General features: G+C 71.7%; 14 protein-coding genes. 8 read left to right on the plus strand and 6 right to left on the minus strand.

The features are described 5' to 3' along the window. Nucleotides 1–77: 77 nt before the first annotated feature. The 3 genes from ABT170_RS30835 to ABT170_RS30845 all read right to left on the minus strand — a co-directional run bounded on the left by ABT170_RS30835 (nucleotide 78) and on the right by ABT170_RS30845 (nucleotide 4,722). The gene (locus ABT170_RS30835) at nucleotides 78–506 is read right to left on the minus strand and encodes a hypothetical protein (RefSeq protein ID WP_351872811.1); all 429 of its coding nucleotides are present in this window, start codon (nucleotides 504–506) and stop codon (nucleotides 78–80) included. 597 nt (nucleotides 507–1,103) lie between these two features. Next, entirely contained in the window at nucleotides 1,104–3,863 is a 2,760-nt protein-coding gene (locus tag ABT170_RS30840; RefSeq protein WP_329941011.1) for a helix-turn-helix transcriptional regulator, read from the minus strand. Nucleotides 3,864–3,948: 85 nt separating this feature from the next. Next, nucleotides 3,949–4,722 (minus strand): sigma-70 family RNA polymerase sigma factor, encoded by a 774-nt coding sequence (locus ABT170_RS30845; RefSeq protein ID WP_351872814.1) that lies wholly within the window; start codon nucleotides 4,720–4,722, stop codon nucleotides 3,949–3,951. Nucleotides 4,723–5,028: 306 nt separating this feature from the next. On the opposite strand from ABT170_RS30845, the gene ABT170_RS30850 reads away from it, so the two are divergent. From ABT170_RS30850 to ABT170_RS30875, 6 genes are all read left to right on the plus strand, one after another. Beyond that, complete coding sequence (locus ABT170_RS30850) at nucleotides 5,029–5,502, plus strand: carboxymuconolactone decarboxylase family protein (RefSeq protein WP_329941009.1); 474 nt, start codon at nucleotides 5,029–5,031, stop codon at nucleotides 5,500–5,502. A 274-nt stretch (nucleotides 5,503–5,776) separates the two neighbouring features. Beyond that, on the plus strand, nucleotides 5,777–6,499 hold the full coding sequence (locus ABT170_RS30855) for a VOC family protein (protein WP_329941008.1): 723 nt from the start codon (nucleotides 5,777–5,779) through the stop codon (nucleotides 6,497–6,499). A gap of 362 nt (nucleotides 6,500–6,861) precedes the next feature. After that, nucleotides 6,862–7,758 (plus strand): RNA polymerase sigma-70 factor, encoded by an 897-nt coding sequence (locus ABT170_RS30860; RefSeq protein ID WP_351872818.1) that lies wholly within the window; start codon nucleotides 6,862–6,864, stop codon nucleotides 7,756–7,758. A gap of 212 nt (nucleotides 7,759–7,970) precedes the next feature. Beyond that, complete coding sequence (locus ABT170_RS30865) at nucleotides 7,971–8,717, plus strand: SDR family oxidoreductase (RefSeq protein ID WP_351872821.1); 747 nt, start codon at nucleotides 7,971–7,973, stop codon at nucleotides 8,715–8,717. Nucleotides 8,718–8,974: 257 nt separating this feature from the next. Next, nucleotides 8,975–9,244, plus strand: a complete 270-nt coding sequence (locus ABT170_RS30870; RefSeq protein WP_329941005.1) for a hypothetical protein — start codon at nucleotides 8,975–8,977, stop codon at nucleotides 9,242–9,244. Between the two features lie 172 nt (nucleotides 9,245–9,416). Beyond that, a complete protein-coding gene (locus ABT170_RS30875; RefSeq protein ID WP_329941004.1) occupies nucleotides 9,417–10,034 on the plus strand; it encodes a hypothetical protein in 618 nt (205 codons plus the stop codon). Between the two features lie 114 nt (nucleotides 10,035–10,148). On the opposite strand, the gene ABT170_RS30880 is transcribed toward ABT170_RS30875, so the two are convergent. After that, nucleotides 10,149–11,519, minus strand: a complete 1,371-nt coding sequence (locus ABT170_RS30880) for a C39 family peptidase (RefSeq protein WP_351872825.1) — start codon at nucleotides 11,517–11,519, stop codon at nucleotides 10,149–10,151. Nucleotides 11,520–11,703: 184 nt separating this feature from the next. Between ABT170_RS30880 and ABT170_RS30885 the strand changes: the two genes are divergently transcribed. Next, the gene (locus ABT170_RS30885) at nucleotides 11,704–12,333 is read left to right on the plus strand and encodes a uridine kinase family protein (protein WP_351872828.1); all 630 of its coding nucleotides are present in this window, start codon (nucleotides 11,704–11,706) and stop codon (nucleotides 12,331–12,333) included. A 313-nt stretch (nucleotides 12,334–12,646) separates the two neighbouring features. Beyond that, on the plus strand, nucleotides 12,647–14,587 hold the full coding sequence (locus ABT170_RS30890; protein ID WP_266930910.1) for an AAA family ATPase: 1,941 nt from the start codon (nucleotides 12,647–12,649) through the stop codon (nucleotides 14,585–14,587). A gap of 237 nt (nucleotides 14,588–14,824) precedes the next feature. On the opposite strand, the gene ABT170_RS30895 is transcribed toward ABT170_RS30890, so the two are convergent. Continuing rightward, nucleotides 14,825–15,928, minus strand: a complete 1,104-nt coding sequence (locus ABT170_RS30895; RefSeq protein WP_329941001.1) for a hemolysin family protein — start codon at nucleotides 15,926–15,928, stop codon at nucleotides 14,825–14,827. Continuing rightward, a complete protein-coding gene (locus ABT170_RS30900) occupies nucleotides 15,925–17,298 on the minus strand; it encodes a hemolysin family protein (RefSeq protein WP_329941000.1) in 1,374 nt (457 codons plus the stop codon). The genes ABT170_RS30895 and ABT170_RS30900 overlap by 4 nt, the downstream gene beginning before the upstream one ends. Nucleotides 17,299–17,359: the final 61 nt, after the last annotated feature.

The following is a 17,359-nucleotide window of genomic DNA, read 5'->3' on the forward strand; positions in this document are numbered from 1 at the left end:
GGATTCCTGGGCGGGCCGTGCGAATTTATCGCCGACCGCCCCTAAGGGCTGTCCCGCAATTCCTGGCGGGACAGCCCCTAGCACTCAAGGAAGAGCGGGGTCCCCGTGGGATCGACGCCGATCCTGATGCCGCTCCAGGCGCTCGCCCTCATCGGGTTGCTGTCCGTGAAGGGCGTCCCGATGTAGCCGTAGGAGCCGTTCATGAAGGCGTACTTCTGCTTTCCGTCCCTACTGATTCCGCAGAGCTTCCCCGAACCGTTGTAGATGAGAGAGTTGACGGACGTCGGGTACCCCTGGATCTCCTTCTGATTGCAGTCGTGGAAGAACTGGGTGCCGCCGTAGTTCTGCTGCGAGTAGAGCCAGACGTGCGAACAGGCAGCCGTGCCGCTCGGGCCGTTCACCGACCCGGACGCCGCCGAGGCGGGCGCCGCGGACAGGAGCGGAGCCGCCACGCCGACCGTCGCGGTCAGGCACACGGCAGCCACGGCTGAAGCGATCTTTTTCATGGACGCTTTTCTCCTTGGGAGAGGGATGACATTCGAGAACGCGTGCGTAGTGCCACTGGGGCGAACCGGACGAGGAAGAGGGAAGTGCCTGCCCATGGGGCGCGGCAATCGCGTATGCCGCGAGCGGATCTCACGAAACGGGAATTCTCGGCCGAAACGGGAAGTATCGATCCCCCGCCCCACCGACCGCCTCCGCCCCAAGCGCGGCCGGCCCCGTCGACGGCATACCTCACGCCGTCACTGACGAACCTTCACTGTGACACGTTGTCACACCATACATACGGATGCGGGGCCGCGCCAGGGTCAACAGTGGTTCGGCGGGGGCTCGTTCCGCGGGCCACGGGCTGCTCATCGGTGCGGGAACGAACGCCCTTCCGGCCGCCCTGTCACAACTCCCCCGGCTGTCCGGTCAATCCTGGTGCGGGGCTGTGCCGTACACGCTCCCGCTCGCCGCACCGCCCGGGACCCGCACGACCCCGGATCGAGCCCAGGAGAGGTGGGACAGGAGGGATGGAAGATGCCGTGTGGAGGGGAAGACGCCCTGGGACAGGGCCGGTTGTCCACCGCGGGCCGGGCCGTCGGGAGAACTCCCGGCCGTCAGGCGCGGGCCAGCGCTCCGCGAAGCTTGTTCCGCGAGTTGACCTCAAGCTTGGTGAACACCTTGTGCAGGTGCCATTCCACCGTGCGCGGGCTGATGAACAGCTCGGCACCTATCTCCGAGTTCGTCCTGCCCTCGGCGGCCAGTCGGGCGATCTGGGCTTCCTGCGTGGTCAGCGCCTCCCGGATGTCGGCCGCGCGTTGCCGTACCGACTCGCCGGTGGCCAGGAGTTCGCGACGGGCGCGCTCGGCGAAGGCCCGTGCGCCGAAACCGCGCAGCATCTCGTAGGCGGTGCGCAGGTGCTCGCGCGCGTCGAGGCGCCTGTTCTCGCGACGAAGCCACTCGCCGTACACCAGATGGGTGCGGGCGAGGTCGACGGCGACCCGGCTGCGTTCGAGACGCTCGATGGCCTCGCGGTAGAGCAGGTCGGCGGTCCGGCCGTCGCCGAGCAGCGCCCTGGACCGGGCCAGAACGCCCAGGGCCCAGTCCGTGCCGCTGGCCTCCGCCCGTTCCACGAGCCGGCGCAGGGCCGCCTCGGCGGCATCGGGGGCATCGCCGCGAGCACCCGCCTCGACGAGTTCGACGAGGGAGAACCCGACGACCGCCAGATCCTCGTACTCCCCCGCCCGTTCCGCGCTGACCAGGGCCTCCTGGTACCGGCCGAGCCCGTTGTACAGCACCGCGAGCAGATGGTGGGACAGGCCGATCGCCCGGCCTTCCCCCCAGGCGGCAGCGTCCCGGGCGCCGGCCTGGATCAGCTCCGCCGCCCGGGCCTCACCACGCCAGGCCACGAGCAGCAGCGAGGGGTAGCCGAGGGGCGAATTGCCCGTCACCTCCGTGATGTTGTCGGACTCGTTGATCAGCGCCGAGGCAAGGTCGAACTCTCCGGCGTGTACGTGGACGGCGGCCCGGTAGGCGAGGGCCAGGGGAAGGAAGTTGAGCGCGCCGGTCGCGCGAGCCGCCCGGACCGCATGCGTGGTCAGTTCATGCCAGGCCTCGTCGTCCCACATGTCGCCGGCGACCAGCCACGTCAGCCAGAGCCAGCGCATGGCGTCGTCCTCGTCGCGTCCGGCGGCCCGCCGGAACGCCCGCAGCGCGGGCTTCAGCGGCGAGGCGCCATGGACGTACCCGTCGGCGAACCGCGTCGTCAGGCCGTCGAGCAGTACGTCCGCCGGGCGCGGAGGCTGTGGTCCGCGCGGTGCGGCGCGGGCGGCCTCGGCCACCTCCCGCACTCCGATGCGCCCGTGGAGGCGACCGGCGAAGACCGCTGCTCCGACCGCTTCGAGATAGGCCTCACGGGCCTGCCCGTCGTCGATCCGTTCCAGCCGGCCGGCCGCGTCGAGCAGCAGGGGCAGGGCCTCACCGCCGCGCCTGCGCGCGAAGACGATCTGGGCGCGGAGCCGGGCCAGCCGCGTGTGCTGGACCTCTCCCAACGGGCTCATCTCCGCGGCGGCGAGGAGTTCGAGTGCCGCGTCGGGGGCCCCGGCGTCGAAGGTGGCCTGCGCGGCGGCCGCCGCCCTGGCTCCACGTCTGGCCGGATCCGGCGTCAGCTCGGTCGCCCGTCTCAGGAACGCGGCCGCCGCCGCGATTCCGCCGCGGGCCTGGGCCCGGCCGGCTGACCGCTCCAGCTCGTCGGCCACGGCCTCGTCGGGTTCGGCCGCCGCGTGGGCCCGGTGCCAGGCACGGCGGTCGGAGTCGAACTCGGGAGCGGTCGCCTCGGCCAGCGCGCGGTGCACGTCCCGGCGTTCTCCGGGGTCGGCCGCGCGATACGCCGCCGAGCGCACCAGCGGGTGCCGGAACCGCACCCGCGCACCGAACTCGATCAGGCCCGCCGCCTCGGCCGCTCCTGCGGCGTCCGCACCGATGTCGAGCCGCTCGGCCACCCGCCTCAACAACGGCACGTCCCCCACCGGCTCGGCGGCTGCCGCCAGCAGCAGCCGTCGCGCCGCGTCCGGGAGCGAGCCGATGCGCCGCAGGAAACGCTGCTCGATCTGACTCGCCAGCGGCCGTGCGTCGGGGCGCCCGAACCCGCCGGCCAGCTCTGCCGCGGTCAGCCCCCGCGTCAGCTCCAGCAGCGCCAGCGGGTTGCCGCGGGTCTCGGCGACGATCCGGTCCCGTACGTGCTCGTCGAGCCGCCCGGGGACCACCGAGTCCAAGAGCGCCCGGGCGTCGTCGTCGCGCAGTCCCCGGACCACCAGCTCCCTCAGCGCCGCCAAGGGGTCATCGCCCGGGGCAGGTGTCGACGCACGCACCGCGAACACCAACGCCACCCGCTCCGCGAGCAGCCGGCGCGCGACGAAGGCCAGTGTCTGCGCGGAGACCAGATCGAGCCACTGGGCGTCGTCCACGACGCAGACGAGCGGCCGCTCCTCCGCCTCCTGGGCCAGCAGGCTGAGCACGGCCAGCCCGACCAGGAATCGGTCCGGCGCGTTTCCCGCGCTCAGACCGAACGCGATGGCCAGGGCATCGCGCTGCGGGCCGGGAAGGCGGTCGAGGTGCCCCATCATCGGCATGCACAGCTGGTGCAACCCGGCGAAGGCCAGCTCCATCTCGGACTCGACGCCGGTGGCCCGCAGGATCCGGAATCCCGCCGCGCTCCCCACCAGGTACTCCATCAACGCGGACTTGCCGACCCCTGGCTCGCCGCGCAGCACCAGCACCTGGCTCCTGCCCGCCCCGGCGTCGGCGACCACCTGATCCAGCGCCCCGCACTCGCTACGCCGGCCACGCAGCCCGCGCCGAGGAGCGCTGCTCGACATCCACCACCACCGCGCAGGTCAGAGGGCCAGACCCTGATCAACTCGGGTCGTCCACATCATGCACCAGGGCGCGCGACCCGGGCAATCAGCCGGGACGGCCACCGTCGGAGGCCGCCGATGCCCCGTCAACTGCCGCTGAACGCACGGTTGCCCGGGGGGATCGCCCAGGGTGCGGAGGGGGACCGAGCTCCCGGAGCAGGTCGATGAGGTGCGCCATGTCGCCGGATCGCGCCGCTTCGAGGAAGGCTTCGAGCAGCCGGTCCCGCTCCGCCGGACCGACCGGGCTGTGCCGGGGCTCGGCGAGACGCTTGCGTGCCCTGACCGCCAGTTGCCGCGCGTTGGCCTCGCTGAGCCCGAGCATGTCGGCGATCTCGCGGAACGGATACTCGAATGCCTCGCGCAGTACGTACACGGCACGTTCGACGGGGGACAGCCGCTCCATCATCAGCCGGACCGCGCACGCGAGCGACTCCCCGCGTTCGGCCTCCCCCACCGGATCGACGGAGACCAGCCCGCGTTCCGGACCCCAGCCGCCGACACTGACCTCGTGACGGGCGCGGGCCGAGGTGGCCGCGTTGAGCGCGACCCGGGTCGTGATGGTCACGAGGAACGCGACCCGGTCCCGCACCCGTGCCCGGTCAGCGCCCTGCCAGCGGACCCACACGTCCTGGACGACGTCCTCGGCGTCGGCGGCACGGCCCAGCGTCCGGTAGGCGATCCCGAACAGCAGGGGCCGGACGCTCTCGAAGTGCACCGCCGTCTCGGGCCCCGGACGAACGGTGGTCGTCGTCGCGTTCCCGGTCGTACCCACGCTCGACGCGCCTGGCTCCGGCACGACGTCGATGCTGGACAAGTGCATGACGTTCTTCCCCACTCCTGGTGGTCTGGACCGCCGGGGCCGGTTTCGTCGTGCGCCGAGGCCCGGCTCGGTGACCCGGCCACCGTCGTCCGGAGCGGGTGCCGGGCGCGCCCGTGGAAACCCGGGTGTACCCCCGGGCGACAGCACGGCCCCGTCGTCCGGGTCCCGGGCACGGGGAAGGGGCACGGGCCCCGAGGCGGGGCGGACACGCGCCAAATGTGCCGCGGGTCACATCGCGTGTCCTGTCACAGTTCAGGGGTCGGCCAGGTCAATAGTGCGAATCCGCACTACGGCGAGGAGCACACCATGGATGCCCGTCTCGACTACTTCGGCAATGCGCTGGGGGCCAAGGTCCTGAAGCACATCAATTCGGCCGGCAAGGTGGTCTCGGACTCCACGCTGCCGCACGCGACACAGGAGCTGGTGAAGATCCGCGCGAGCCAGATCAACGGCTGCGGCTTCTGCACCGACATGCACACCAAGGACGCCGCCCACGCGGGCGAGTCCGTCCAGCGTCTCCACCTGGTGGCCGCCTGGCGTGAGGCCACGGTCTTCACCGACGCCGAACGCGCCGCGCTGGAACTGGCGGAGCAGGGCACCCGGCTCGCCGACGCCGCCGGCGGCGTCACCGACGAGGCCTGGGCGAACGCCGCCAAGCACTTCGACGAGGACCAGCTGGCCGCGCTGATCTCCCTCATCGCCGTCATCAACGCCTACAACCGCATCAACGTCATCAACCAGCAGCCCGCCGGGAGCTATCAGCCCGGCCAGTTCGGCTGAGTCGCCCGGCACCGCCGAACACGTGCCTCCCGCCTCCCGCCCGGGACTGCGGCGGGAAACGGGAGGCACGTGGCCCACCGCTGACCGCCTCCCCCTCCAATTCACACGGTGTCACACTCTTTCTGCCACCGAGGCGCACGATCATCGTGATGCGGAGGACCTCGCTCCCCGCACGGCGGAAACCCGGATGCGGGCGCGCACGGCCGCCTCTAGGCTGCGCCCGCGGGGCGGCGGGCGCCGCAACCGCCGTCAGGGAATCGGAGACACACGGGGTATGACCAGTCAACTGTTCGCGATCTGCTTCAACGCGACCCGGCCGGCGGGCCTGGCACGATTCTGGTCCGGGGTCCTCGGCTGGGAGTTGGCCGACGGTCCGGACGAGGACGCCGCGATCCTGCCCCCCGAGGCCTCCGGGTTCCGTCTTCGGTTCCTGCCGAGCCAGGAGCCGAAGACGGGCCAGAACCGGGCGCACTTCGACCTGACGAGCACCTCCCCGGAGAATCAGCGGGAGACGGTGGCCAGGGTGCTGGAGCTCGGCGGGAGACACATCGACGTGGGGCAACTCCCGGAAGAAGGGCATGTGGTGCTCGCCGACCCGGACGGCAACGAGTTCTGCGTGATCGAGGCGGGCAACAGGTTCCTCGCCGACACCGGCTTCATCGGAGCACTGGCCTGCGACGGCACGCAGGAGGTCGGTTACTTCTGGAGCGAGGCACTGCGGTGGCCGCTGGTCTGGGACCAGGACCAGGAGACCGCGATCCAATCGCCGGACGGCGGTACGAAGATCACGTGGGGTGGTCCTCCGGTGGCGCCGAAGACGGGCACGAACAGGCTGTACTTCGAGCTGGCGCTCCCGGCCGACGCCGACCGGGAGACGGAGATCGACCGTCTGGTCTCGCTCGGCGCGACGCGCACCGGCATCGGCGGGGGCGACGGAGACCGGGTGCTCATGCTCGACCCCGACGGCAACGAGTTCTCCGTACGGGGTTCCCGGTAGCAAGGCCTCGCCGCGATGGCTGTGGCCATGACGGCGTGCAGGAATCGGTGACCGGTTCCGCGCCTGTGCGCTGCCGGGCTGCCGCGCTGCCGGGCCGCCGGGCCGCCGGACACGGTGTGCGCCTTCCGCGGGTCCGTCGTGGGCCGGGCGGACCGAGACCGGTCCGTCATGGGCCGGGCGGCCTGTCGGCTGCCCGGTCGCGCTTCCATGACCGCTCATCAGTGGTGACCCGCCGAGGATGACCGGACAGCCTTGAGGCGGGGTGAGTGACCGACCTCGCCGCTCCGGGTCCGCCCGGCTGAACCGACGCCCCGCTCCGCCGGTTTGTAGCATGAGGACGATCAAGCGGGAACGGAGCGACCATGCACACGGGCGACGACGACACCTCCCTCGACCGGGCGACGGAGGACTTCCTCGCCGTGCGCCCACAGCTGTTCGGCATCGCCTACCGCATGCTCGGCAGCGCGGCGGAGGCCGAGGACATCGTGCAGGACGCCTGGCTGCGCTGGCAGGGGGCCGACCGGGCGCAGGTCCTCGAACCGGCGGCCTTCCTGACCACCGTCACCACACGTCTGGCCATCAACGTCGCCCGGTCCGCCCGGGTACGGCGGGAGTCCTACCCGGGTCCGTGGCTGCCCGAGCCGGTCGACACCAGCGTGGACCCCCAGGTGGGGGCGGAGCGGGCCGAAGCCCTGGAACTGGCCGTCCTGCTGCTCCTCGAAAAGCTGAACCCGGTGGAACGGGCCGCCTATGTCCTGCGCGAGGCCTTCGCGTACCCCTACCGGCTGGTCGCGGACATCCTTGAGACATCCGAAGCCAACACCCGCCAGCTGGTCAGCCGGGCACGCAAGCACCTGGCCGCCGAGCGCCGGAAGCAGGTCAGCTCCGCCGACCACCGGCGCCTGCTCACGGTGTTCCTGGACGCCGCACGGACCGGGAATCTGACGGTGCTCGAACAGGTCCTCGCCGCGGACGTCGTCAGCTACTCCGACGGTGGTGGGGTGCGCGGCGCTTCTCGGATCCCGGTACTCGGACGTACGCGCGTCGCCAAGTACCTCGTGGCGTTCGCGCCGCGCTTCTGGCCCCGCACGGAGCTGCGGTGGGCGGAGGCCAACGGTCGGCCGGCCGTGCTCGTCTCCTCTGCCGGGGACGCCGTGGCCCTGCTGTCCGTGGATGTGTCCGCGGAGGGGATCGACCGGATCATGTGGGTCATGAACCCCGCGAAGCTGTCGCCCTTTGTGGCGTCCCTGAACGGCTGAGCGCTCGTCCTGGCGTCTGGATATCCGCCGCATTCCCCGGGCCCACCCGCCTGACGGAGAAGAAAGTCCGGGGATTCCTCCGGGCGCCTGTCACAAACACAGGGGCCCTCCGGTCTTTACTCGATGAAGTCGGAAAGAAGTCGATGCCGAAGCGCGGACAGATCTCAGAGCGCGCGGGCGCGTCCAGAGAATCTCCCGAGAGGATTCCCCACATGAAGGTTGTCGTCATCGGCGGTACCGGGCTCATCGGCTCGAAGCTGGTCGCCCGGCTCGGCGACGAGGGCCACCAGGCGGTGCCGGCCGCGCCCGGCACCGGTGTCAACACGCTGACCGGTGAGGGCCTCGCCGAGGTTCTTGAGGGCGCCCAGGTCGTGGTCGATGTGTCGAACTCCCCCTCGTTCGAGGACGACGCCGTCATGGAGTTCTTCCGTACCTCGACCGCCAACCTCCTCAAGGCCGAGGCCGAGGCCGGTGTGGTCCACCACGTCGCTCTGTCGGTGGTCGGCACCGAGCACCTGCGGGAGAGCGGGTACTTCCGCGCCAAGCAGGCGCAGGAAGAGCTGATCAAGGCGTCCGGGATTCCGTACTCCATCGTCCACGCCACACAGTTCTTCGAGTTCATGAAGGGCATCGCCGACGCGGCGACGGACGGGGACACCGTGCGTCTGGCCCCGGTCAGGATCACGCCCGTCCACTCCGACGACGTGGCCGCCGCCGTGGGCCGCACGGCTGTCGGCACTCCTGTCGGCGGCACGGTGGAGGTGGCGGGCCCCGACACGTTCCGGCTGGACGAGCTCATCCGCGAGACCCTCGCCGCGAGGAACGACCCGCGCACCGTGGTGACGGATCCTCAGGCCACGTACTTCGGCGCCGCGCTCGGGGAGACCACGCTCCTGCCCGGCCCCGACGCGCAGATCACCGGCAGCCGCTTCACCGACTGGTCCGCCCGGCAGGCGTGAGCCCCCGGGGTGGTCCTGGCCGCAGGGCCATCCCGGCCTCGGCGGCCGGTCCCCTTTCACCGTACGGAAGCCATCGCGGCGCATTCCCGACCGGCCCATTCTCGAATTCCCCCCTTCGACATCCAGCGCACGAGGAGAGCGGCTCAAGGCTGTCCCGTACTCGGCTATGCGGCCACGGCATTCCGCACCGGCCCGTACGGGCATCCGGCCGGCTCCCACGCCATGTGTTTCCCGTGCACGCGGAAAGGCCGCCCCCTGTGAAACGCTCCGAAACCCCACTCGCCGTCGCGGCCACCGCGCAGTCCCTGGCCGCGGAGGCCTTCTCGCTCCAGTCCCGGATCACCGACCTGCGCCGGTCGCTCGCTCTGCTCAACGTGCAGATGCAGTCCGTGTCCGACACCCTGCACCGGCTGCGGGCCGTCAGCTCCGAGAACGCGCTCCCGTCGCCGAGCCCCTCCCCGGAGCCCCTGCCTCCACGGAGCGTGCCGCCGACACCTTCACGGAGCGGCGGGCCGGCCACGTCGTGAAGAACCGGGAGGAGGCGTGCGCGGAGCGCCGTGGGGGCGCCTCGGTCTCTCGTCGACGCGAGGGTGTACCCGCATATGATGTCCGGCAGTACCCCACGTGGGAACCGGACAACATGTCGGGGGACGCCGGGCGCGGATGCGGCCACAAACGGGTCGAGGACGAGAGGAACACATGGTCTCCGTAACCCACAGGGCACATGACATCGAGGTCACCGCGGAGAGCCTGCAGGAGGACCTCGCCCGTCTGATGATCCAGAAGCAGGCACTGGAGCGGGAACTCGCCGCGGTCGTCGCCCATCTCAGCTCCGTCCAGCGGGCTCTCGGCGCCCTTCAGACCCTGATGTCCCCCGCCGGACCGGCACCTTCCGGCACCGCCGGCGCCGCCCCCGGCCACACGACCGGGGCCTTTGCACACGTGGAACCCCCGTCGCGGTCGCCCGCGGTGCTTCCGGCCGGCACCCCGCCGACGGCCGGACACCCGAGCCCCGGCACTGGCCCCGGCCCCGGTCAGGAGGCCGAATCCCCGGCAGCCCCCGGGGAACACGGCCCGGCGCCGGTGTCCTCCCCCCACGATGCGGGCGGGCAGAAGCAGTACGGCAGGCTCACCGAGCAGATCCTGGAGTACTTCGCCGGCGTCGGCGAGGTCGAGGTACGGGCGCGCGATGTCGCCGCGGCGCTCGGCCGCGCCACGGACAGCTCCAGCATCAACGCCGTCCGAAGCACCCTCGACCGCTTGGTCGGCACCTCCCGGGTCCGCCGCACGGGCCGCGGCCTGTACCGCGGCGTCTAGGTACCTGACGATCACACTGCTCGATCCCGCACCACACCGTGTCACACACCGGCTGCGAGGCGGGGAGCGGGCGAGCCGCCGCGGCCGGGGTGGCGGGGCCCCGGCCGGGGCGGCTCACAGCAGGCCGAGCGACTTCAGAACCCGGCGCTGCCCCGGCGTCGGCCTGGCGGGCCAGTAGACGTAGCAGACCCCTCCCGTACCGCTTCTGACCTTGCCGTTCGCGTCGTAGCGCTTGGTGCGCAGCCAGATGTTCTCCCATTCACGGCGCAGGTAGACGCGGCGAACGGCTGGGTTGTCGGGCGAGGCGGGGTCGTTGGCGACGACGTCGCCCTGCTCGGTGAAGCCGATCACCGTCATCAGATGGCCCGAGGTCCCGTAACCCGCCCCGGTCAGTTCCTCCTTGAGGAAGGACTGGGAGGTGATGACGGGGATGCCCACGCGGACCAGCCGCTCCACATCGGTCAGCGAGCCGAGCCGCGTGACGGCCGCGCTCATGTCCCGGTACGTGGCGGCGTAGGCGGCGTTGAAGGGCCAGTTGCCGCACCCCTCGTACTGGTAGTCGAAGGTGTACCGGGCCGCGTGACAGATCTGAGGGTCGGCGAGGCCCGGCTTCACCCACGCGAGGTCCTCCGCCGTGGCCCTGCGCCCCCAGTACTCGATGATCATCTGCGAGGAGGTGGGGCTGCACCACGCCTCACCGCCGTTGTCGTACTCGGGGTACTCGCCCACGTGGACGTTCTGCGAATAGCGCGGCACCGGCAGTTCCCGGGCGAGGCGGGGGGTGCTGGCCGGAACGGTGAACCGGTCGGGGACGTCCGAGGCCATCGCTCCCAGCCGCCACAGCGTCGGGGTGAGCCGGCTGCCCGGGGTGCGGTGGAGCGTCGCCCGCAGCCGGTACGAGGCCAGCCGCAGCCCGCTCGCCGGGTCGTCCATGGAGAACGTGTCGGTCCAGACCGAGCTCCTGCCGTCGGTCTGGTCGTCGACGGAGGTGCGCCGGATGTCGCCGTCGCCGGCCGCCCAGCGACCCATGACGAACCAGGGCGTGGCGGTGCCGTCCGTGTACTCGCCGCCCAGCTCCACCTGGATCCAGGTGCCTGCCGGAGTGTCGGCGTTCCACGAGGCGATCACCTCGGTGGCAGCGACGGTGGAGCGGTGGACGGGTGAGGTCCAGGTCGCGTACTCCCAGGCGGTGGTCCTCCCGGTGTGCGGATCGGTGTAGTCGGTGCGCCCGGCGGGGGCGGCGATCACCAGACCGGGCCTGCGGCCGGCCACGGCACGGGTTCCGTCCCCCGAGCCGCAGCGCCAGTCGGTGTAGGTGCTCCAGAAACGGTTGTCCACGTCCGAGAGTGCCGCCGGGGGTGCTGGGGAGCGGTGGGAGGAAGGGGCCGCGGCCGTCGCGGGGCCTGCGGCGATCACCGGGCCGGTGCCCGCCGCCGCGGCGAGTGCGGCGGTCAGTACGGTTCTGCGTGAAGTCGGTCTGGTCATGGGCGAGACCCCCGGTCGTGAGCGGAATGGGGCTGCGGATGCCGATCGGTGCGCCAACTATCCCGGGTCACCGCCGCATTCGGCCAGTGATTCGTCCTGTGCCGCTCCACCAATATTGGTCTGCTCCACTGACGTGACCTGCGGCGGCTCCGGACCGGCGGCGGCCCTTGCGTACGCTGGACACATGAACGACCTGACCGGCCCGGCCGGGGCCCTGCGCTCCCTGCAGCCTTCCTGCGGGCCGGTGCGGCTGATCGCGATCGACGGACACGCGGGCTCGGGCAAGAGCACCCTCGCGGCCCGGCTCGCGGCGGCGCTCGGCGGCGCACCCGTACTGCACCTGGACGACTTCGCCACCCACGAACAGTTCTTCGACTGGACGGACCGGCTGTACGAGCAGGTGCTCCGGCCGTTCTCGCGCGGGGAGCCCGCCCGCTGTGCCCCGTACGACTGGACCGCCCGGCGCTTCGGACCGGTGCGGACGGTGGAGCCCGCGCCCGTCGTGCTGATCGAGGGGGTGGGGGCCGGCCGCCGGGCGCTGCGCCCGCGGCTGGCCGCGCTGTACTGGATGGAGTGGGACCGGGCCGCTTCCTGGGCGCGGGGCAGGCATCGCGACGGGCCGGAGCTCGCGGAGTTCTGGGACGGCTGGACCGTCGCCGAGGAGCGGCATTTCGCCGAGGACCCCTCACGTCCCTTCGCCGATGCTCTGGTACGCCAGTTGCCCGAGGGGTACGAGTGGCTGCCGGGGCCTCGTACGGATGCAGGAATGAACCGTTCCGTCACCCAGGGTGAACGGCTTACGGGATCGTGCTGAGCAGCCGGAAATCGCCCCGGAAGTACCCCAACTCGGCTTGACCGAGGGGCCTTACAGGTCTTACGTTCTCATTGTGCGGCTTTTCGGAGCCCCCGCAGACGCGAAGCCCCCGATTGTTCCCCCGTGATCGGGGGCTTCGTTCTGCGCTCATGACCCTCTCCCGTCCTGCCGCACCGGGCGATCCGATCACCCTCGGTCACGGTCTCACCTGCGCCGACGGCCTCTTAGCCGCTCACCCTCCGTACCGGTACGATGCACCTCGGTGCGGTCAATTCCCCTCCTCGGCACAGTGATTCAGCGCGCTCCGGTGGGCATGCTGTGCGGGCGGGACATCCTGGGGGCACGGTTTGTGGGGGACCTGATGGACATCGGCACGCAGGGCGCACAGGCCCCGGCCGACCTCGCCTGGCTGCGCGGCGTGGACGCCTACACCATGGGCGCGTATCCGCAGGCCGAGGAGGAGTTCAGAACCGCGGTGCGGTTCGATCCCGGCATGGCGGACGGCTGGCTCGGACTGCACGCGCTGCGCATCGACACCACCACGGCGCTGCTGCGGATGTACCGCCACCGCGAGCGTTTCGGCGAGCAGCGCTCGCGCCATCGCCGCACACTCAACTCCTGGTACTGGCTGGGCTGGTGGGTGCAGCCGGTGCTGGAGAGCCCGCGCGATCTGCTGCTCGCGCACGCCTCGCACTGGCTGGACGGCCGCCATGTGCCGGAGCTGGACCGGGCGCTGGCCGGGCTGCCCCCGGTCGACACGGACCCGCAGGTGCGGTTCCTGCACGCCTGCCGCTCCTATCTCGTCAAGGACTGGGACCAGCTCGTCCGCAACACCGAGCAGCTCGTCGACGATCCGATGCTCGGCATCGAGGCCGGACTCTTCGGCGGCATGGCGCGGGTACGCATGGAGATGTACGGACAGGCCGAACCGCTCCTCTCGGCCGCCTTGATGCGCTGCCGCAGCGAACAGCCGCAGCGCAAGGAGCTGCGCTACTGGCTGGCGAGGGCCCACGAGGGGACGGGGCGCAGCGCCGCCGCCCTGCCGCTCTACCGTGCGGTGCACCGCGTCGATCCGGCCTTCATGGACACCTCCGCCCGGCTCGCGGCGATCTCCGAGGGCGACGGATACGACGAATCGGCGGATCTGGCCTCCGTGTCGCTGACCGGGTTCGGCGCGGACGCCACCGGCGCGGAACCCCAGCCGGAGGCCGACTCCCCGCTCGGCACCGAGCTCGTGGAGGGCAGGGAGCCGTGGCCGGACGCGGAACCGGTGGCCGCCGCGCCACCGCCGGTCGAGGGCGTACGGCACAAGGCCGCGGGAGCGCCGAGGGCGACCGCGTTCCCCGCCGGTCCCAGTGATCCCGTGCTGCTGGCCCGCGCGCTGGCGGAACTGGAGCGCATGGTCGGCCTGGAACCGGTCAAACGCCAGGTCAAGGCCCTGTCCGCGCAGCTGAACATGGCGCGGCTGCGGGCCGAGCAGGGGCTGCCCGTCCAGCCCCCGAAGCGCCACTTCGTCTTCTCCGGCCCCTCCGGCACCGGCAAGACCACCGTGGCCCGCATTCTGGGCCGGGTCTTCTACGCGCTCGGTCTCCTCGGCGGCGACCATCTGGTCGAGGCGCAACGGGCCGACCTGGTCGGTGAGTTCCTGGGGCAGACGGCGGTCAAGGCCAATGAGCTGATCGACTCGGCGCTCGGCGGGGTGCTCTTCGTGGACGAGGCGTACAGCCTGTCCAACTCGGGCTACAGCAAGGGCGACGCGTACGGTGACGAGGCGCTTCAGGTTCTCCTGAAGCGGGCCGAGGACAACCGGGACCATCTCGTCGTCATCCTCGCGGGCTACCCGGAGGGCATGGACCGGCTGCTCGCCACCAATCCCGGGCTCTCCTCGCGCTTCACCAGCCGGGTGGACTTCCCGAGCTACCGGCCCCTGGAGCTCACCGCGATCGGCGGGGTGCTGGCCGCCGAGAACGGCGATGTGTGGGACGAGGAGTCGGTGGACGAGCTGCGCAGCATCAGCGGGCATGTCGTCGACCAGGGCTGGATCGACGAGCTGGGCAACGGCCGCTTCCTGCGGACGCTGTACGAGAAGAGCTGCGCGTACCGGGATCTGCGGCTGTCGGGGTACGCGGCCATGCCGACACGTGACGATCTGGCGACGCTGCGGCTGCCGGATCTGATGCAGGCGTACGGAGAGGTGCTCTCGGGGCGGGGTCCGGTGGACCGGGGACCGCAGCAGGAGCCGGGGGCCGGCTGAGGCCGGTCCGGGACACGGGCCGCCGGGGTGACGGGGTGCCGGACACCGGGGTGCCTCCCGGGGTTGTGGAGTGCGCCGGCCGGCGCGGCCGGCTGAGGCCCGTCCGGGAGTCCGGGGCTGGGCAGCGGCCTGGCGGTGTCCTCCCCCACCGGACGGGCCTGATCCCGCGCCCGTCCGGTGGGGGAGGTCCGCACACCTGCGGCGCCGGCTGTCACCGGGCCGTGTGCGGCGCTCCCCTCAGGTCCGTCCCGCCAGGGTCTTCCGTTCCTGCTGGGCGGACGGCACGTCCACCGTGCGGCGGGGTACCGAGACGCGGTGGGCCGGGTCGCGGACCTCTCCCACGAGCATTTCCAGGACGTCCTCCATGGCGACCAGGCCGAGCACCCGGCCCGACCCGTCGGCCACCTGGGCCAGATGGGTCGCGGCGCGGCGCATCACGCTCAGGGCGTCGTCGAGCGGCAGCTCGGCGCGCACCGTGGCCATGGGGCGCCAGATCTGCTGGGGGACGGCGCGGTCGCCGTCCTCCAGATCGAGGACGTCCTTGACGTGCAGGTAGCCCATGAAGGGGCCACCGCCCTCCGCGCAGACCGGGAAGCGCGAGTATCCGGTCCGCACGGTCAGCTCCTCGATGCGCCTCGGGGTGACGGAGGGGTCCACCGTCACCAGCGAGGACCGCTCCAGGAGCACATCGGTGACCGGCCGGCTGCCCAGTCCGAGGGCGTCCTCCAGCCGTTCCTGGGCCTCCGGCTCCAGCAGTCCGGCCTGCCCGGAGTCCTCCACCAGCCGGTTGAGCTGCTCGCTGGTGAAGACGGCCTCGACCTCGTCCTTCGGCTCGACCCGGAAGATCCGCAGCACCAGCCGGGCACAGGTGCCCAGTGCCGAGGTGACGGGGCGGCAGAGCCGGGCGAAGCCGACCAGTCCGGGGCTGAGCCACAGGGCGGTCCTCTCCGGAGCCGCCATCGCCAGGTTCTTCGGGACCATCTCGCCGATGACGAGGTGGAGGAAGACCACGGAGACGAGGGCCAGGGCGTAGCCGAGCGGATGGATGAGCCCCTCGGGGACCCGCGCCGCGTGGAAGACGGGTTCGAGGAGGTGGGCCACGGTCGGCTCGGCGACGGCGCCCAGGGTGAGTGAGCAGATGGTGATGCCGAACTGGGCGGCGGCCATCATCTGCGGCAGGTTCTCCAGTCCGTACAGGACCTGGCGGGCCCGGCCCGATCCGCTCGCGGCGAGCGGTTCGACCTGGCTGCGGCGTACGGAGACGAGTGCGAACTCGGCGCCGACGAAGAAGCCGTTCGCCAGCACCAGGAGCCCGGCGAACAGCAGTTGGACCAGGCTCATCGCACGGCCTCCAGCAGCCCTCGTGCGGAGGGCGCCGCAGCCGCTCCCGTCCCGGCCGGATCCGGCGTGCGGGCGAAGCGGACCTGTTCGGCGCGGTAGTGGCCGACCTGGCGGACGGAGATCCGCCAGCCGGGGAGTTCGGCGCGGTCCCCGGGGGCGGGGATGCGGCCGAGCAGGTCGGCGACCAGTCCGGCCACGGTCTCGTACGGCCCGTCGGGTACCTCCAGGCCTATCCGGCGCAGGGTGAGGACCCGGCAGCTGCCCTCGGCGTCCCAGACCGTGCGGCCGTCGTCGCCGACGGCGGTGGCCAGCTCGGGCCGGTCGTCCCCCTCCGCGTCGTGCTCGTCGCGGACCTCGCCGACGAGCTCCTCGATGATGTCCTCAAGGGTGACGACTCCGGCGGTGCCGCCGTACTCGTCGACGACGACGGCGATCGGCTGCTCGTTGCGCAGCCGCTGGAGGAGCTGTTCGACGGGCAGGCTCTCCGGCACCAGGAGCGGCGGTACGGCGATCCGGCCGGCCTGCGTGCGCAGCCTCTCCTGGGCGGGGACGGCGAGGGCGTCCTTGAGATGGACCATGCCGACGACCTCGTCGATGCGGTCGCGGTACACGGGAAAGCGGGAGAGGCCGGTGGCACGGGTGAGGTTGAGGACGTCCGCCGCGGTCGCCGACGCCTGGAGGGCGCTCACCTTCACCCGGGGCGTCATCACATGCTGGGCGGTGAGGCCCGCCAGTGACAGCGTCCGTACGAAGAGGTCGGCGGTGTCCTGTTCCAGGGTGCCGGCCCGCGCCGAGTGCCTGGCCAGTGAGACCAGTTCGCCCGGGGTACGGGCGGAGGCCAGCTCGTCGGTGGGCTCGACGCCCAGCAGCCGCACCAGCCGGTTGGCGACGGTGTTCAGTGCGGTGATCACGGGCCTCAGCACGGCCGAGAAGAGGTGCTGGGGTCCGGCGACGAAGCGGGCGACCTGGAGCGGTCTGGAGACCGCCCAGTTCTTCGGTACGAGTTCGCCGATCACCATCTGGACGGCTGCGGCGAGCAGCATGCCGATGACCACGCTGACGCCGGGGGCGGCGCCTTCGGGCAGTCCGGCCGCGGTGAGGGGTCCGGCGAGCAGCTGGGCCAGCGCCGGTTCGGCGAGCATGCCGACGACCAGCGAGGTGATGGTGATGCCGAGCTGGGTGCCGGAGAGCTGGAAGGAGAGTTCTCGCAGGGCTTCGACGACGGTACGGGCCCGCCGGTCGCCCTCGGCGGCCGCGCGTTCGGCGTCCGGCCGCTCCACGGTGACAAGCCCGAATTCGGCTGCCACGAAGAATCCGTTGGCGAGGATGAGAAGGAATGCCGCGCTCAGAAGCAGCAGGGGGGTGGTCATGCCGCCGCCTCCTGGGAAGGGGCGGCGCAGGTACTACCGGACGATCCGTCCATTGCTGGAG

This window comes from Streptomyces sp. NPDC001787, assembly GCF_040297465.1.
In the GTDB taxonomy this organism is placed as follows: domain Bacteria; phylum Actinomycetota; class Actinomycetes; order Streptomycetales; family Streptomycetaceae; genus Streptomyces.

Coding starts and splice junctions, on each gene's coding strand:
- ABT170_RS30835 (WP_351872811.1), bottom strand. CDS start 506: ATGAAAAAGATCGCTTCAGCCGTGGCTGCCGTGTGCCTGACCGCGACG.
- ABT170_RS30840 (WP_329941011.1), bottom strand. CDS start 3,863: ATGTCGAGCAGCGCTCCTCGGCGCGGGCTGCGTGGCCGGCGTAGCGAG.
- ABT170_RS30845 (WP_351872814.1), bottom strand. CDS start 4,722: ATGCACTTGTCCAGCATCGACGTCGTGCCGGAGCCAGGCGCGTCGAGC.
- ABT170_RS30850 (WP_329941009.1), top strand. CDS start 5,029: ATGGATGCCCGTCTCGACTACTTCGGCAATGCGCTGGGGGCCAAGGTC.
- ABT170_RS30855 (WP_329941008.1), top strand. CDS start 5,777: ATGACCAGTCAACTGTTCGCGATCTGCTTCAACGCGACCCGGCCGGCG.
- ABT170_RS30860 (WP_351872818.1), top strand. CDS start 6,862: ATGCACACGGGCGACGACGACACCTCCCTCGACCGGGCGACGGAGGAC.
- ABT170_RS30865 (WP_351872821.1), top strand. CDS start 7,971: ATGAAGGTTGTCGTCATCGGCGGTACCGGGCTCATCGGCTCGAAGCTG.
- ABT170_RS30875 (WP_329941004.1), top strand. CDS start 9,417: ATGGTCTCCGTAACCCACAGGGCACATGACATCGAGGTCACCGCGGAG.
- ABT170_RS30880 (WP_351872825.1), bottom strand. CDS start 11,519: ATGACCAGACCGACTTCACGCAGAACCGTACTGACCGCCGCACTCGCC.
- ABT170_RS30885 (WP_351872828.1), top strand. CDS start 11,704: ATGAACGACCTGACCGGCCCGGCCGGGGCCCTGCGCTCCCTGCAGCCT.
- ABT170_RS30890 (WP_266930910.1), top strand. CDS start 12,647: ATGCTGTGCGGGCGGGACATCCTGGGGGCACGGTTTGTGGGGGACCTG.
- ABT170_RS30895 (WP_329941001.1), bottom strand. CDS start 15,928: ATGAGCCTGGTCCAACTGCTGTTCGCCGGGCTCCTGGTGCTGGCGAAC.
- ABT170_RS30900 (WP_329941000.1), bottom strand. CDS start 17,298: ATGACCACCCCCCTGCTGCTTCTGAGCGCGGCATTCCTTCTCATCCTC.